The 15,545-nt window shown below is 75.3% G+C and carries 13 protein-coding genes and 1 other RNA gene; 7 read left to right on the forward strand and 7 right to left on the reverse strand.

Annotated elements, in window-relative coordinates; genetic code table 11:
* Positions 1–61: 61 nt before the first annotated feature.
* On the reverse strand, positions 62–2,053 hold the full coding sequence (locus ACIO5E_RS01520) for an alpha/beta hydrolase family protein (RefSeq protein ID WP_400662224.1): 1,992 nt from the start codon (positions 2,051–2,053) through the stop codon (positions 62–64).
* Positions 2,050–5,046 (reverse strand): lanthionine synthetase LanC family protein, encoded by a 2,997-nt coding sequence (locus tag ACIO5E_RS01525; protein ID WP_400662227.1) that lies wholly within the window; start codon positions 5,044–5,046, stop codon positions 2,050–2,052. Before ACIO5E_RS01525 ends, ACIO5E_RS01520 begins: the two co-directional genes overlap by 4 nt.
* An 853-nt stretch (positions 5,047–5,899) precedes the next feature.
* Here ACIO5E_RS01525 and ACIO5E_RS01530 point away from each other — a divergent pair.
* From ACIO5E_RS01530 to ACIO5E_RS01540, 3 genes are read left to right on the forward strand one after another with little or no spacing between them, the layout of a single operon-like run.
* Entirely contained in the window at positions 5,900–6,736 is an 837-nt protein-coding gene (locus ACIO5E_RS01530) for a Nif3-like dinuclear metal center hexameric protein (RefSeq protein ID WP_400662229.1), read from the forward strand.
* Between the two features lie 23 nt (positions 6,737–6,759).
* A complete protein-coding gene (locus ACIO5E_RS01535; RefSeq protein WP_400662231.1) occupies positions 6,760–7,503 on the forward strand; it encodes a zinc ribbon domain-containing protein in 744 nt (247 codons plus the stop codon).
* Between the two features lie 4 nt (positions 7,504–7,507).
* Entirely contained in the window at positions 7,508–8,647 is a 1,140-nt protein-coding gene (locus tag ACIO5E_RS01540) for a bifunctional RNase H/acid phosphatase (protein ID WP_400662233.1), read from the forward strand.
* A gap of 83 nt (positions 8,648–8,730) precedes the next feature.
* Here the strand turns inward: ACIO5E_RS01540 and yaaA are convergent, their stop codons facing one another.
* Positions 8,731–9,516 (reverse strand): peroxide stress protein YaaA, encoded by a 786-nt coding sequence (gene yaaA / locus ACIO5E_RS01545; RefSeq protein ID WP_400662235.1) that lies wholly within the window; start codon positions 9,514–9,516, stop codon positions 8,731–8,733.
* Positions 9,517–9,725: 209 nt separating this feature from the next.
* Here yaaA and ACIO5E_RS01550 point away from each other — a divergent pair, with 209 nt between their 5' ends.
* The 3 genes from ACIO5E_RS01550 (at position 9,726) to rnpB (ending at position 13,232) form a co-directional block, all read left to right on the forward strand.
* The gene (locus ACIO5E_RS01550; RefSeq protein ID WP_400662237.1) at positions 9,726–11,183 is read left to right on the forward strand and encodes an RNB domain-containing ribonuclease; all 1,458 of its coding nucleotides are present in this window, start codon (positions 9,726–9,728) and stop codon (positions 11,181–11,183) included.
* Positions 11,184–11,334: 151 nt separating this feature from the next.
* Positions 11,335–12,822 carry an MFS transporter gene (locus ACIO5E_RS01555; protein ID WP_400662239.1) on the forward strand — a complete coding sequence of 496 codons (1,488 nt, stop codon included), beginning with the start codon at positions 11,335–11,337 and terminating at the stop codon, positions 12,820–12,822.
* Between the two features lie 13 nt (positions 12,823–12,835).
* An RNA gene (gene rnpB, locus ACIO5E_RS01560) (RNase P RNA component class A) lies at positions 12,836–13,232 on the forward strand.
* Between the two features lie 72 nt (positions 13,233–13,304).
* Here rnpB and ACIO5E_RS01565 read toward each other — a convergent pair.
* Together ACIO5E_RS01565 and ACIO5E_RS01570 are read right to left on the reverse strand one after the other, a co-directional pair.
* Positions 13,305–13,562, reverse strand: coding sequence for a Prokaryotic metallothionein (locus tag ACIO5E_RS01565; protein WP_400662242.1), 258 nt, complete (start codon positions 13,560–13,562; stop codon positions 13,305–13,307).
* Between the two features lie 101 nt (positions 13,563–13,663).
* Positions 13,664–14,062: an ACT domain-containing protein gene (locus tag ACIO5E_RS01570; RefSeq protein WP_280674727.1), complete on the reverse strand. Its 399-nt coding sequence runs from the start codon at positions 14,060–14,062 to the stop codon at positions 13,664–13,666.
* A 175-nt stretch (positions 14,063–14,237) separates the two neighbouring features.
* On the opposite strand from ACIO5E_RS01570, the gene ACIO5E_RS01575 reads away from it, so the two are divergent.
* Complete coding sequence (locus ACIO5E_RS01575; RefSeq protein ID WP_400662246.1) at positions 14,238–14,882, forward strand: PadR family transcriptional regulator; 645 nt, start codon at positions 14,238–14,240, stop codon at positions 14,880–14,882.
* A 36-nt stretch (positions 14,883–14,918) separates the two neighbouring features.
* Here the strand turns inward: ACIO5E_RS01575 and ACIO5E_RS01580 are convergent, their stop codons facing one another.
* The gene (locus ACIO5E_RS01580; protein WP_400662249.1) at positions 14,919–15,116 is read right to left on the reverse strand and encodes a hypothetical protein; all 198 of its coding nucleotides are present in this window, start codon (positions 15,114–15,116) and stop codon (positions 14,919–14,921) included.
* A 43-nt stretch (positions 15,117–15,159) separates the two neighbouring features.
* Positions 15,160–15,390 (reverse strand): hypothetical protein, encoded by a 231-nt coding sequence (locus tag ACIO5E_RS01585; protein ID WP_280674723.1) that lies wholly within the window; start codon positions 15,388–15,390, stop codon positions 15,160–15,162.
* Positions 15,391–15,545: the final 155 nt, after the last annotated feature.

The raw sequence follows: 15,545 nt of genomic DNA on the forward strand, positions 1-15,545 counted from the left end.
GTCGAAATGTCGAGATGTCGAGCTGCCGCGGTATCGAGCCACCGCGGCGCCCGGGCTCAGGTCACCCCGGTCGGCCGGTCCGCAGGAACGCGGCCAGCAGCTCGTGCAGCACGGCCGCGCCCTCCTCGGCGAGCACCTCGTGGCCGGAGCCGGCCGCCTCGACGTACCGGAAGTCCGCGCCCTCGACCCGGCCGATCCGCAACAACTCGTGCCGCAGCGACCGGGATTGGCTCACCGGTACGACCTCGTCCCGGTTGCCGTGCACCACCAGCAGCGGGGCGCTCAACCGGTGCGCCAGCTGCAGCACGTCGCGCGGGCCCCGGGCGTCGGCGATCGGATCGCCGCCGCCCAGCCGGGTGGCCAACGCCCGTACGGGGGAGGCCGCTTCGGCCAGCAGCCGGGCGCCGGACAGGAACGGCGCGACCACCGCGCAGCGGGACACCTGCTCGGCCGGCGCGTGCGCGGCCGCCAGCAGCGCCAGGAACGCGCCGTAGCTGACCCCGAACAGGGCGGGCGGCTCCAGGCCGAGCGCCGCGCGCTGGCCCGCGATGCCGTCCAGCAGGTACAGGACGTCGTCCAGATCGGGCCCGCCCCAGGCGCCCCGGATGGCCATCGCGTGCGCCACCCCGTAGCCGGTGGAGCCGCGCTGGTTCGGCGCGACCACCGCCAGGCCCTCGGCGGCCATCCGCTGCAACGCCGGGTCGAACTCCAGCCGCCAGGCGTCCGCCGGGCCGCCGTGCAGCGCCAGCACCAGGTGCGGGCTGCTCAGCCAGGCATCCCCGCCATACACCACGGCCTCCAACGGCCCGGCCGGACCGGCGAGTTCGAGGCTCTGTGCGGGCTGCCAGCGGCCGCCGTCCCCGGGCTCGGTGCTGCCGTCCACGCGCCAACCCGGTGGCGGGGTACGGGAGGTGCGCGGCCCACCCGGCTGCCAGGGCAAGGCGGTGTCCCGCCACGGACCGGGCAGGCCGGAGCTCAGCGGGGCCAGTTGCAGCGGCAGCGGCATCGGGCCGGACGCGGCCGTCGCCGGGCCGTGCGCCAGCAGCGCGTCCACGTCCAGGGCGGCCAGCGCCGCCGGGTGGTCGGGCGAGGAGTACGGAAGCCGCAGCGCCGCCTCGCCCCAGTGTCCGACCGCGCCGAGCCGCCCCGGCGGCACCGGCAGCGGGTCCAGCCGACCGGCGGCGGGTCGCCACAGGGCGAGCGCGGAGCCGGCGCCGTGGTCGACCTGCACCGCCACCCGCGGGCCGTCCGCCGTCTGCCGCAGCGCGACCGGTCGCAGGAACATGCCCGCGACGTGCAGACACTCCGGGAACCGCAGCGGCGCCCCGCCGCCGAGCACGCCCCAGCCGAGCCGGTCGGTGCCCGGCGCGTCGCTGCGCACCATCGCGAACCGGGAGTCCGGGTCGAACAGCACCAGCCGGTCGTTGCTGCGATCGCCGATCTCCAGCAGCGGGGTGGTCACGCCCCTGCGCAGGTCCAGCACCACGCTGCGGACGAGCCCCGCGTTCACCCGGTCCAGCGACAGCAGCAGTCCGGCGTGGTCCAGCCAGGCGCCGCCGCCGTGCAACCCCGGGATCTCGGCGACCTGTTCGGGCTCGCTGCCGTCCGTGCGCACCAGCCATGCGGTGGTGGCCGGGCGGGTGTCCGTGCCGAGGGCGAGTGCCACCGGCGCCCGCGGACCGGCCCCCGGGGTAGCCGGGAGCGACAGCAGCCGCAGCCCGGGCATCCGGATCGTTGCCAACTGCTGCTCCACGGCGGCGTTTTCGCCGTACGAGAGATGGACCAGATCGTGCCGATCGCCGTCGTGCCGGCAGACCAGCACCGAACCGTCCGGCAGCGCGACCAGTTGCGAGCGCAGGCTCTCCGACCGGTTGCCGGGCAGCGGCAGCGCCAGCGGCGTGGCCGGACCGCCGTTCGAGGGCAGCCGCCAACTCTCCACGTACCAGCCACCGTCGGCGGCCGAGGCCAGGCAGGCGGCGTGACGACCGTCGGTGGCGAAGGTGAAGCTCAGCCTGCGCAGCGCCTGCGCGACGGTCCGGGTGGCCACGTTCACGTCCCGCTCACCCCGCTTGCCGCGCACGGGAGTTGGCGCACGACGGGCGACACCGGATCCACCCACGGCCGGGGGCCGCCGTGCCGCAGTCGCAGCAGGAAGGCCAGCGCGCCTGCCGTGCCGGTGCCGTAGCCGGCCGCGCAGCCCGTCCCGGTCTCGTCCGGCAGCACCAGCAGGCCGTCCCGCAGCGCCGATCGAGCGGCGATCAGTTGCGCAAACTCCTCGGCGCCGGTGCGGAATTCAGGCTCGCCGAGAGCCTCGGCGAGATCGAGCAGGTACTCGCCGTCGCCGGCCAGCCCGTGGCAGGCGCTTACTCCGCCGTGCCAGCGTCCGGCCAGTACGGCCCGCCCGGCGGCCAGCGCCAGGCCGTGCGCCGTGGTGTCGCCGGTGGCCCGCCAGAGCCGGAGCAGGAAGCTGCCCGCACCGGATGAACCGCTGCACCAGTGCGACAGTCGGACGCGCTCCGGGTCGCCCGCGCTCTGTGGCCACCAGGCGCTCTCGTGCGGCGCGTCCCAACGGGCGGTCGCGGCGAGCGTGTGCCCGGCCTCGACGGCGCCGGCCAGCAGCGTCCGGTCGCCGGTCGCCTCGGCGGCGGCCAGCAGGAAGGCACCCACACCGGCCACCCCGTGCGCGAAACCGAGATGGGTGATCCCGGCGAGTGCCGAGTCGAAGTCCGTCGGCACCGGCCACACCGTCCCGTACGGCTCGCGCCGGGCGGCGGCGAGCAGGGCGCGGCCGCAGCGGGCGGCGCGGGCCAGGAAGGTCGTAGCGCCGGGGCCGTCAGGGGTGAGGTCGTCGCCGGTAGTGCCGTACGTTCCGAAATCATCGGCGGCGAAGCGGAGTTGGGTGAATCCGGAACCGGCCGCGCCGTGGCAGACGTCGGGGTTCGGCCACTCGACGGCGATCCGCCGGGCGAGCGCGGCGGCACGGTCGGCCAGCTCGTCGTCGTGCAGTGCCCGGGCGGCGTCCAGCAGCGCCCAGGCCGTCCCCGACCGCCCGAAGTGCAACCCGGGCAGTATCACCGGCTCGGCGGCCAGCCGCCGCTCGATCCACCCGGCGGCCGTCCGCGCCGTCCGCGCGGCCTCCGCCCGCACCTCGTCCGGCAGCCCGTCCGTTGCCGCCGCCCGGGCCAGCACGGCCAGCACCCCGGCGGCGCCGTGCTGCACGTTGCACGGATCCGTCCGCTCCCCGGCGGGCACGACCGGCCACAGCCGGTCCCGCCGCCGCGGCGTGGCGGTGGCGGCCAGGTGCCGCAGACCGTCGTGCAGCACGCGGTCGAGCACGGCGGTCGGCGCAGCCTCGGCCCGGCCGTCGGTGACGGCGGGGAACGCGTCGCGGGCCCGTTCGCCGGGCGTGATCCGTCGGGTCGGGGCGTGCCATAGGGGAGTGACGGCGGCGGGTGCGTCAGCCGCCGGCCCGCGACCGTCGGCGGCCTGCACGCCACCGGTGGTCGCGGCACGGTTGCTGCCGACCCGGCCGCCGTCGGTCTGTCCGGCGCTTGCGGCTGCGGCTGCGGCCATCGCCGGGACACCCGCCGCGCTGGTCGCCGGTCCGCCCACCGGGCCGCTGCCCATGGCCGGTCCGCCGTCGCTGCCGTTGCCCGTCGCCGGGTCGCCCACCGCACCCCCGCCCGCCAGCTCCGTCCGGACCTGGGCGAGGCTCCACCGCTGCCCCGGCTCCTCTGCCCGGAGGCCGAGGACGGCGGGGGCGAGGCGGCGGGCGGTGGTTCCGGTGCGGGCGGCGAGGGCGAGCCAGCGGCCGAGGCGTTCGGCGACCGGGCGGGCCTGCGGGAGGTCGTCCGGGAGCAGTGGGTCGTGGCCGGTGGCGAGGAGGAAGAGGAGACCGCCGAGGGCGTACCGGTCGACGGCCGGATCGGCGACGCAGGTCCCGGCGCCGGTGGGGCCGGCCACGAGGGCGAGCCGGCCCGGCCCCTGTTCGGGGGCGCGGTAGCCGGGGGTACCGGCGGATCCGGCGGGCCGACCTGTCTCGGCGGCGAGTTCGAGGTCGACGAGCCGGAGGCCGCCGTCGGGGCGGACCATCACATTGCCGGGGGAGAGGTCGCGCAGGACGAGCCCTTGGGCGTGCACCTGCTCGACGAGGTCGAGGAGCGCGTGCGCGACCGGCCCGGCTTCGGCCCAATCGACGTCGGGGCTGCCGTCGCGCCGCAGTCGGGTGGCGACCCAGGCGCCGAGCGGCTGCCCGGCGATTCGTTCCTGCACGAGGAAGACGGAGTCATCCTGTTCGATCAGTTCGATCGGGTGGGGGGCCAGCCCCTGTCCTTCCAGCCGGGCCAGCAGCGCGGCCTCGTGCCGCAGCGCGTCTCGGGCGTCGGTGCCGGCCCGGTCGACCTCGATGTGGGCGCGGGCCTGCTTGACCACGACCTCGCCGCCGCCGACGGCCTCCCGGCCGAGGAACACCCCGCCCTTGGCGCTGTGCCGTAGCGCGGCGGTGATCGCGTACCGCCCGGCGAGCAGCACACCGCCGCGCTTGGCCGCTCCGGGACGGGCAGCCCTCGGCGCGTCCGGAGGCTCCAGCGGGTCCCGCGCCCAGGACGGCGCCCGGTAGGAGGCACCACGCACGTCCTCGGCCCGCTGCCCGTCCGGCCCGCGCAGCACCGACCGGTACTCCCCGTCGTGGCCCAGCTCGGCGCGGGCCGCGAAGGTGCCGTACCGGTAGTGCACCCGGCTGCCGGGTCGGTACGGGCGGTCGGAGAGCACGACGGGCCCGGGCAGCCCGGCGGTGGCCCGGTCGAGTGCGGCGGCCAGCCGCCGGAACTGCGCGTCGTCGGCCGGATAGACGGTGATGAACTTGCCTGCCGAACCTCGGTCGCTGTTGCGGGAGTTGAGTTCGCGCAGTCGCTCCTCCCCGGCGGCGAACTTGAAGGTGCACGGGTCGTCGGCGAGGACCCGTACGACGGCCGCGAGCACCGCCTCGCCCACGGCCGAGGCCGCGCTGACGTGGAGCTTCCAACCCTGCCCCGGCAGCGACCCCACATCCGAAGATCCCGACCCCGAAGAGCCCGACGCGGGCGGCCTGGCCGTGCACCAGAAGCCCTCGACGGTGACCTCCCAGTCGCCGCCGCCTCCCCGGGCGCCGGCACCCGCCAGCGCCGCCCGCGTCGTCTCCGGCCACGATCCGGCCGCATCCGGCCCGTGGCCCGCCGATTCCCCGTCCCCGGCCGTACGCAGCGATGTGCCCGCCTCCATTCGCCACCACATCCCTTCGTCTCGGCCGCCGCTCGCGGATGCCCACCACTCCGGCACCCGGGCACGCGGCCCGGCCTGATCGGTTTCCTCGGAAGGAGCGGGAGTACCGCCCCTGAACGGGAGTACCGCCCCCGGGCTGCCGTCCCCGGGGTGGGAACACCACCCCGGCCGCGCCCGCTCCGGGCCCGGTCTCGCCAGGGCCCGTGTCCGGCGGAGCACCCTCCCGACCCCCGGTCGGGGCAACTGTCGGGGCAACTCCCGTTCGCAGGACTGAAGTTACTTTCGAGACGTGAGCGGCTCAACGCACAGCCGGTCACTTCACTCGTAAGGGTGATCCGGAGGCGGTTTCGAATTCGTACGAGGGCCCGGATGTGAGCAACGGGCGCCGGGCGTGCGGACGCGCACGGCTCGCGCGAGCCCGCCCGGGCGCCCCTCGCCGCAGGTTGACGCGCATCCGTACGCCCCCGGCGCCCGCGTCCGAACCAGACCGCCGACCCACCACCGACGCGCCCTCGACGCAGCGCCGACCCCAGTGCCGACGCACCACCGACCCCACCACCGACCCACCGCCGCCGCACCGCAGGCCGGTCGCCGAACGGCCGAGGCCCGACCGCGCCCGCGCGCACGGTAGTCTCGACAGGTGCCGAAACTGTCCGACGTCATCACCGCGCTCGAAGAGGTCTACCCGCCGCAGTGGGCGGAGGCCTGGGACGCCGTCGGCCTGGTCTGCGGGGACCCTCAGGCCGAGGTCGGCCGCGTGCTGTTCGCCGTCGACCCCGTCCAGGCGGTCGTCGACGAGGCCGTCGAGTGGGGCGCGGACCTGGTGGTCACCCACCACCCCCTCTACCTGCGCGGCACCACGAGCGTCGCCGCGACCACCTTCAAGGGCCGGGTGGTGCACACGCTGATCAGCAACGGCATCGCCCTGCACGTCGCGCACACCAACGCCGACCACGCCGACCCCGGCGTCTCGGACGCGCTCGCCGAGGCGGTGGGCCTGCGGGTGACCGGCCCGCTGGTGCCGGACCCGACCGACCCGCTGGGCCGTCGTGGCACCGGTCGGATCGGCCTGCTGGAGCCACCGCTGTCCCTGTCGGCCTTCGCCGCGCAGGTCGCCGAGGGCCTGCCCGCCACCGCCGCGGGCGTCCGCGTCTCCGGCGACCCGGACCGGCTGGTGAGCCGGGTCGCGGTGTGCGGCGGCTCGGGCGACAGCTTCTTCGCCGAGGTGCGGGCGGCCGGGGTGGACGCCTACCTCACCGCCGACCTGCGCCACCACCCGGCGTCCGAGGCCGCCGAGGCGGCGCCGGTCGCGCTGGTCGACGCCGCGCACTGGGCCACCGAGTGGCCCTGGCTCGCCCTGGCCGAGCGGGCCCTGCAGGCCGCCGCCGACCAGCGCGGCTGGGCCGTGGAGACCAAGGTCTCCCAGCGGGTCACCGACCCGTGGACCGCGCACGCCCCCATGTCCTTCACTGCCTGATCCGATTCACAGGAGCCTTCCGCTTGAACGCCGCGCCCGCCGACCAGATCCGCCTGCTCGACCTCCAGGCCATCGACTCGAAGCTCGACCAGCTGGCCCACCGGCGCCGGACCCTGCCCGAGCACGCCGAGATCGAGAAGGCCGCCGCCGACCACACCGCGCTCAAGGACCTGGTGGTCGCCGCCGAGGCCCAGCAGGGCGACACCACCCGCGAGCTGACCAAGGCCGAGCAGGACGTGGAGCAGGTCCGCTCCCGGTCCGCCCGCAACCAGCAGCGCCTGGACTCCGGCGCGATCACCTCGCCGAAGGACCTGGAGAACCTCCAGCACGAGATCGGTTCGCTGGCCAAGCGCCAGGGCGATCTGGAGGAGGTCGTGCTGGAGATCATGGAGAGGCTGGAGAGCGCCCAGACCCGGGTCACCGAGCTGACCGCGCGCCTGCAGCACTCCACCGTCGTCCTCACCGAGGCCGAGACCCGCCGGGACGCCGCCTTCGCGGAGATCGACGGCGAGGCCGACAAGGTCAAGCGGGACCGCGAGGCCGTGGCCAAGGTCATCCCCGCCGACCTGCTGAAGGTCTACACCAAGCTGCGCGAGACGCAGGGCGGCGTCGGCGCGGCCCGCCTCTACCAGCGCCGCTGCGAGGGCTGCCGCACCGAGTTCTCCATCACCGAGCTGAACGCCATCAAGGCCGAGCCGGCCGACAAGGTGGTCCGCTGCGAGAACTGCTCGCGGATCCTGGTCCGTACCGCGGACACGGGCGTCTGAGCCGATGGCGGCTCGCTTCATCGTCGAGGCGGACGGCGGGTCCCGGGGCAACCCGGGGCCGGCCGGCTACGGTGCGGTGGTCCGGGACGGCGACACCGGGCAGATCATCGCCGAGGCCGCCGAGTTCATCGGCCACGCCACCAACAACGTGGCCGAGTACCGGGGCCTGATCGCCGGCCTCAAGGCGGCCCGGGAACTCGACCCGGACGCCTCGGTGGACGTCCGGATGGACTCCAAGCTGGTCGTCGAGCAGATGTCCGGACGCTGGAAGATCAAGCACCCCGACATGCAGCCGCTCGCCGCCGAGGCGCGGACGATCCTGCCGCGCGGCCGGGTGACGTACACCTGGATCCCGCGCGAGCGGAACAAGGACGCCGACCGGCTCGCCAACGAGGCGATGGACGCGGGCAAGGCCGGCCGCCAGTGGGAGCCGCGGCAGCCGCAGCCGGCCGTGGCCGCCGACGAACCGCCGCTGGAGACCGTCGCCCCCAAGGCCGGCTGGGCGGCCGAGGCCGACCTCGGCACTCCGACCACCTTCGTCCTGCTCCGCCACGGCGAGACCGCGCTGACGCCGCAGAAGCGCTTCTCCGGCAGCGGCGGCTCCGACCCGGAGCTCTCCGACAAGGGCCGCTGGCAGGCCGAGCGGGCCGCCGAGGAACTGGCCGCCCGCGGCAGCATCCAGGCCGTGGTGGCCTCGCCGATGCGCCGCACCCGGCAGACCGCCGAGATCGTCGCGGCCCGGCTCGGCCTGGAGGTCCGGTACGAGGACGGGCTGCGCGAGGTCGACTTCGGCGCCTGGGAGGGCCTGACCTTCGCCGAGGTGCAGGAACGCCACCCGGAGGACCTGGCGGCGTGGCTCGGCTCGGCGAAGGCCAAGCCCACCGGTAGCACCGAGAGCTTCACCACGCTCACCCACCGGGCCGGTGTCGCCCGGGACAAGATCATCGCCCGGTACCCCGGCAGGACCGTGCTGGTGGTCTCCCATGTCAGCCCGATCAAGACGCTGGTCCGGTTGGCGCTCGGCGCCCCGCCGGACGCGCTGTACCGGATGGAGCTGTCCGCCGCCTCGTTCTGCGCCGTCCAGTACTACGCGGACGGCAACGCCTCGCTGCGGCTGCTCAACGACACCTCGCACCTGCGCTGAGCCGGTGAGCCGTGACCGCTGTGCCGTGACCGCTGAGCCGGTGGCGGGCTCGTCATCGACCCCGCCACCGCGCTCGACCCCGCTCAGTGCACCTCGGTGACCACCACGTCCAGCTGCCACGGCTTGCGCGCCGTCCCCTCGGCCGCGAGCTCGACCTGGTGGCCCAGGCCCAGCAGCGCGTCCATCAGCTCGCCCGGCGCCTTCGGCTCGGCCCCCGCGACCAGCAGGTCGCGCACCAGTCGGCCCTTGGTCGCCTTGTTGAAGTGGCTGACCACCGTGCGCTTGCCGTTCCGCTCCTGCAGGACCCGGACGGTCGCCGTCCGGGACACCACCTCGCCGGCCGGCTTCCACGCCGCCGCATACGCCGAACTGCGCAGGTCCAGCACCAGCCCGTCCGCCACCTCCGGGAGCACGGAGGCCATCGCGCCCCGCCAGTACGCGCCGAGCGCCCCCGGGCCGGGCAGTTTCACACCCATCGAGCAGCGGTAGGGCGGGATCCGGTCGGAGATCCGCACCGCGCCCCACAGGCCCGAGAAGACCAGCAGCGACCGCTCGGCCCGGCCGTACGCGGCGGCGTCCAGCGTGGCCAGGCCCAGGTTGTCGAACAGCACCCCGGTGTACACCTCGCCGGCCGGCCGGGCGCCCGCCGTCGGCAGCCCGGCGTTGCGGGCGATCTCGCCGCGCAGCCCGGGGCTGAGCCCCAGCACCTCGGCGGCGGTGTCCTCGTCTCCCCGGCAGAGGCCGACCAGCGCGTCCAGCACCTCGCCGCGCGCGGCCGTCAGCCCGGGCAGCGACAGCCGGTCGAGCGCCACCGGCACGCCGTCCCCGGACGCGGCCTTGCCCTCCGACGGCGGCAACAGCACCAGCACAGCGGACTCCTCAACAGTTTGTGGCGGATGAACCCCGCCACCCTACGCAAAACCGGTCCCGGGCCGCAGGGCCCGTCCTCAAACCCCAGCCCCCGGGGCAGCGCCGGGCCGGGAGGCCAAGGACCTGAGGTCCCTGCTGGGCCGCTGAGCCCGGCGCGTCCGTCCGTGGCCTCCGTCCGGAATCACCCGATTCGCCCTACGCTGCCTGCATGCCTCGCCGAAAACTGCGCGTCAAGGCCGCCGACTCCGCCCGGATCAACACCGAGCTGACCGAGCTCCGCGCCCGCCTGGAGGTCCACACCGGGTGGCCGGAGCCGGTGCTGGCCGAGGCGGAGGAGGTCGCCGAGCGTCCCCGACGGCCCGAGTACGACGCCACCGAACTGCCGCTGTTCACCGTCGACCCGCCCGGCTCGCGCGACCTCGACCAGGCCATGCACCTGCTGCGCCGCCCCGGCGGCGGCTACCGGGTGTACTACGCCATCGCCGACGTCGCCGCGTTCGTCCGCCCGGGCGGCGCGATCGACGCCGAGGCCCGCCGCCGGGTCGAGACCCTGTACTTCCCGGACCACCGCGTCCCGCTGCACCCCACCCGGATCTCCGAGGACGCCGCCAGCCTGCTGCCCGGCGAGCCCCGGCCCGCCCTGCTCTGGCAGCTGGACCTGGACGCCGACGGCGCCGTGGTGCTCGCCGACCTGCGCCGCGCCCTGGTCCGCTCGCACCGCCGGCTCGACTACGCCGCCGTCCAGCGCGCGGTGGACCTCGGCGGCGCCGACGAGCAGCTCGCCCTGCTCGCCACCGTCGGCCGGCTGCGCGAGGAGCAGGAGCGCGCGCGGGGCGGGATCAGCCTGCCGGTGCCCGAGCAGGAGGTCGAGGAGACCCTGCACGGCTACGTCCTCGGCTACCGCGCGCTCGGCCCCGCCGACGGCTGGAACGCGCAGATCTCGCTGCTCACCGGCATGGCCGCGGCCGAGATGATGCTCGACGCGGGCGTCGGCCTGCTCCGCACCCTGCCGGCCGCTCCCGCCGCCGCGTACGAGCGGCTGCGCCGGATCGCCGCCGCGCTGGACGTGGACTGGCCGCAGGCGCTCCCGTACCCGGAGCTGATCCGATCGCTGGATCCGGACGTGCCGCTGAACGCCGCCTTCCTCACCGCGTGCACCGGCCTGCTGCGCGGCGCCGGTTACCACGCCTTCGACGAGTCCCGGGGCCTGCCCGCCCCGGCCGATCCGGGCCATGCCGCGCTCGCCGCGCCGTACGCGCACTGCACCGCGCCGCTGCGCCGGCTCGGCGACCGCTTCGCGCAGGAGGTGTGCGCGGCGGTGGCGGCGGGGGAGGACGTGCCGGACTGGGCGCGCGAGGCGCTGCCGGCCGTCCCGGCGCTGATGGCGAGCGGGGACCGCCGCGCGGCCGAGGTCGAACGGGCCTGCGTGGACCTGGTGGAGGCGGAGCTGTTGTCCGGCCGGGAGGGCGAGGACTTCGCCGCCGTGGTCATCGACGTCGACGGGAAGCGGCCCGCCTCCGGCACCGTGCAGCTGCGTGAGCCCGCCGTCCGGGCCCGCTGTGACGGCGACTCCACCCGTGGGGCGCTGCCGCTCGGCCGGGTGATCGACGTCCGGCTGACGCAGGCCGACCCGGTCACCCGCACCGTCCGCTTCGCCGCCGTCTGATCCCCGCACCGGCCCGCTGCCCGTCCGCCGCCCGTTCTCCGCCGACCCGCCCCCCACTTCCGGCTCGCCGCGCCGCCCGCCGCCGACCCCGCCACCCGGACGGTCCGCCTCGTAGCCCCGCGCCCGCCGCCGGGGTGGGAGGATCGGTTCCGTGCCCCATGCCCTGACCCCCGCCGCTCCGGGGCGGCGCCGCCGCCTGCTCGTCCTGGCGATCTGCTGCCTGAGCCTGTTCATCGTCGGCCTCGACAACACCGTGGTGAACATCGCCCTGCCGGCGATCCAGCGGGACCTGGACGCCCCGGCGTCCGGACTGCAGTGGATCATCGACGCCTACACCCTGGTCCTGGCCTCGCTGCTGATGCTGTTCGGCTCGGTGGCCGACCGCTTCGGCCGCCGGCGGGTGTTCCAGACCGGGCTGGTGTGCTTCGCGCTCGGCTCGCTGCTGTGCAGCCTGGCGCCGAGCCTGGAGTGGCTGGTGGCCTTCCGCGCGCTGCAGGCGGTCGGCGGCTCGATGCTGAACCCGGTGGCGATGTCGATCATCACCAACACCTTCACCGACCCGAAGGAGCGGGCGCAGGCGATCGGCGTCTGGGGCGGCGTGGTCGGCATCTCGATGGCGCTCGGCCCGCTGCTGGGCGGTTTCCTGGTGGACGGGGCCGGCTGGCCGTCGATCTTCCTGATCAACGTCCCGATCGCCCTGGTGGCCATGCTCCTGACCGTCCGCTACGTCCCGGAGTCGCGCTCGCCCCGGCCGCGCCGGCTGGACCCGGTCGGGCAGGCGCTGATGATCGTCCTGCTGGGCTGCGGCACCGCCGCGATCATCGAGGGCCCGGGCAACGGCTGGACGTCCCCGCTGATCCTCGCCCTCGCGGCCGCCGCCGTGGCCGCGCTGGTCGCCTTCCCGCTCTGGGAGCGGCGGGTGGCCGAGCCGCTGGTGGACCCGCGGTTCTTCGCCAGCGCGCCGTTCACCGGCGCCACCGTCACCGCGGTCTGCGCCTTCGCGGCCCTGGGCGGTTTCCTCTTCCTCAACACCCTCTACCTGCAGGACGTCCGGCACTACGACCCGGTCGAGGCGGGCCTGTGGACGCTGCCGATGGCCGTGCTGATGCTGGTCTGCGCGCCGCTGTCCGGCCGGATCGTCGGCAGCCGGGGCCCGCGCGGCCCGCTGGTCGCGGCCGGGCTGGGCCTGGCCGCGAGCGGGGTGCTGCTGACCAGGCTGACCGCCGACTCCCCGGCGGTGCTGCTGCTGGTGTCGTACGCGCTGTTCGGCTTCGGCTTCGGCATGGTCAACGCGCCGATCACCAACGCGGCCGTCTCCGGCATGCCGCGCGCCCAGGCGGGGGTGGCCGCGGCGGTCGCCTCGACGAGCCGCCAGGTCGGCCAGTCGCTGGGGGTGGCGGTGATCGGCACGGTCGTCACCTCGGCCGTGGTCGGCCCGCTGGCGACCGGCTTCACCCCGGCCAGCCACGCCGGCTGGTGGATCCTGGTCGGCCTGGGCGGCGCGATCCTCCTCCTCGGCCTGGCCACCACCACCCGCTGGGCCACCGCGACCGCCGCCCGGGTGGCCGCCCGCCTCGGCGGCGAGCCGTCCGTGGTCCGCTCCGGTGTACGGGAGGCCCCGCCCGAGCGGCTACGATGACCACTACGGCGGAAGAGCCGGCCGGGCGGTCGCGACGGGTCCCTGACCCGCCGAGGAACGTCCGGGCTCCACAGAGCAGGGTGGTGGGTAACGCCCACCCGGGGTGACCCGCGGGACAGTGCCACAGAAAACAGACCGCCCACCGCTTCGGCGATGGGTAAGGGTGAAACGGTGGTGTAAGAGACCACCAGCGACCGGGGTGACTCGGCCGGCTCGGTAAACCCCACCTGGAGCAAGGTCAAGATCGGTGCCCTCGGGCGCCGTGCGCGGATGATCGAGGGCTGCTCGCCCGAGTCCGCGGGTAGACCGCACGAGGCTGTCGGCAACGGCAGCCCTAGATGGATGGCCGCCTCCCCGGGCCGCGCAAGCAACCCGGGAGACAGAACCCGGCGTACAGGCCGACTCTTCCGCCCCCTTTCCCCGCTGTCCTCCGCGGGGCTCGCACTCTCCCCGCTGTCCTCCGCGGGGCGCGGCCCGATGGTCTACGCGGGGCGTGCGCCGACGGCGTCGCGGATCTGGTCGCCCAGGCCGCCGTTGACACGGGCGCAGTTGGCGCAGCAGAAGAAGCGGCCGGCCACCTCGACGCCGTGGCCGACGATGCGGACCTGGCACTGCTCGCAGCGCGGCGCGAGTTTCTCCATCGCGCACTCGAAGCTGTCGAAGGTGTAGGTGTCGCCGGTGATGGTCCTGATCTCGAAGGCGAGCCAGTAGTCGTTGCCGCAGGTGACGCAGATGGCCATGGCGGCCGTCTCCTTCCGGTGGGGGGTCGGCGGGCCGGGGTGGCCGCGCCGCCATTCCCAGTGTCGGAGGGCCCCGCGGGGGCGGCCACTCGACGGCGTCGTCAGGCGGACCGGCCGGCCAGCTCCTCCAGCGCCCGGACGGCGCGGTCGGCGTCGTCGGCGCCGACGAACAGGTGGTCGTGGTGGAAGCCGGCCACCACGTTGCAGCTGATCCCCTCCTCGGCGAGCCGCCCGGCGACGGCCGCGGTCAGGCCGACGGCCTCCAGGGCGGAGTGGATCTGCAGGGTGATCCAGGCCGCCACGTACTCGTAGCGCAGCCCGAGCGCGTCGGCCTCCTCCTGGGCGACGACCACCGTGACGCCTTCGGGCTCGGCGACGGTCACCACCGGCCGCAGCCCGGCGGGCACCTTGGCGGGCAGCGTGCAGTAGACGTACCGCCCCGGGTTGAGCAGCGGGCGCATCCCGTGCAGCAGCGTCGTGAGGTCTCGTTCACCGGCCATGCCCGTCACCGTAGCGGCTGGGCCGTGGGCGGGTGCCGTGCGGGGTGGCCGTGTCGGAATCCGTTGACGAGCGACAGTCACCGATATATCGTCGAACTATCGAGACAGTAACTCGACTGGCTCGTCGAACCAGGAGGTGGGCGCCATGCGCTCAGGAAACCGGGGGAACCCGGGCATGCGATTTCGCGGGGAGGTCCCGTACGGCGGTCGGCGTCGTGGGCCGGGGCCGGACTTCGAGGGTCGGGAGTTCGAGGGCCGTGAGGCGTTCGGCGGATTCGGTCCGCCGTTCGGCCCCGGCCGGCCGATGGGTGGCCCGTTCGGGCACGGCTTCGGCGGGCACGGCGGCCGGCGCGGCGGTCCGCACGGCCGGCGGGGCGGCCGGGCCCGGCGCGGCGACGTCCGGGCCTCGCTGCTGGCACTGCTCAAGGAGCGGCCGATGCACGGCTACGAGATGATCGCCGAGATCGCCGAGCGGACCGGTGGGGCCTGGCGGCCCAGCCCGGGCTCGATCTACCCCAACCTCCAACTGCTGGAGGAGGAGGGCCTGATCACCGCGGAGGAGGTCGGCGGCAAGCGGCTGGTCTCGCTCACCGAGGCGGGCCGGGCCGAGGCCGAGGCGGGGCCCGCGGAGCCGTGGGCGGAGGCCGGCCGGGAGGTCGACTGGGAGGCCGTCCAGGAGGTCGGCCAGGCACTGGCCGCGGTCGACCAGGCGATCCGCCAGGTGATGGCGACGGGCACCGAGGCGCAGCGCGCCAAGGGCCTGGCGGTGCTCACCGAGGCCCGCAAGAAGCTGTACCTGATCCTCGCCGAGGATGACTGACCGGCGCGGGGGGCCGGGCACGGGCGGTGCGGCTGCTCAGGAGTGGACCGTGAACAGGGCCACGCAGGCGAGCAGCAGCACCGCCCAGCCGAACCAGAGCCAGCCGTTCGGGCCGATCGCCACGGTGTAGAGGCAGACCGCCACCAGCAGCGCCGCGGTGATCCCGGCGACCTGTCGGTTGTGGTGCGCGACCGCCTGGGAGCGGCTTCTGGGGTGCCGTACCGTTCTCGCCATGCCGTCCTCCCGGGGAGGCTGGGGACGGCGGCCGGCGCGGCCGTCAGCCGGACGCGCGGGAGGTGGCCGCCTCGTCGAACTCGTAGCGCCAGAACCAGCTGATGCCCCGCACCTGCTTGGATCGGACGTACACCAGTGTGCGGGCCGGAACGTCGCCGTGCGCGGGGACCGGCACCTTGTACGTCTTCGGCACGCCGAACAACGGCCCCAGGGGGATGGGGAGGATGCGGCCGTCCAGGGGGCCGCCGACGAATTCGGTGTCCGCGCTCTTCACCCCACCAGGGTCTCACCTCCGTACGGGTGACCGGAGTGCGGCGCAGGCGGCCGCGCGCAGGCGGTGTGTCGGCCGGGTGCGGGGAGTGTGACCGGAGAGGCACCGCCCCCGGTCATTCGGAGGCCCCGCGCACCCTTATCCTTCCTGTTACGCCC

Source organism: Kitasatospora sp. NPDC087314 (genome assembly GCF_044744365.1).
Taxonomy (GTDB): domain Bacteria; phylum Actinomycetota; class Actinomycetes; order Streptomycetales; family Streptomycetaceae; genus Kitasatospora.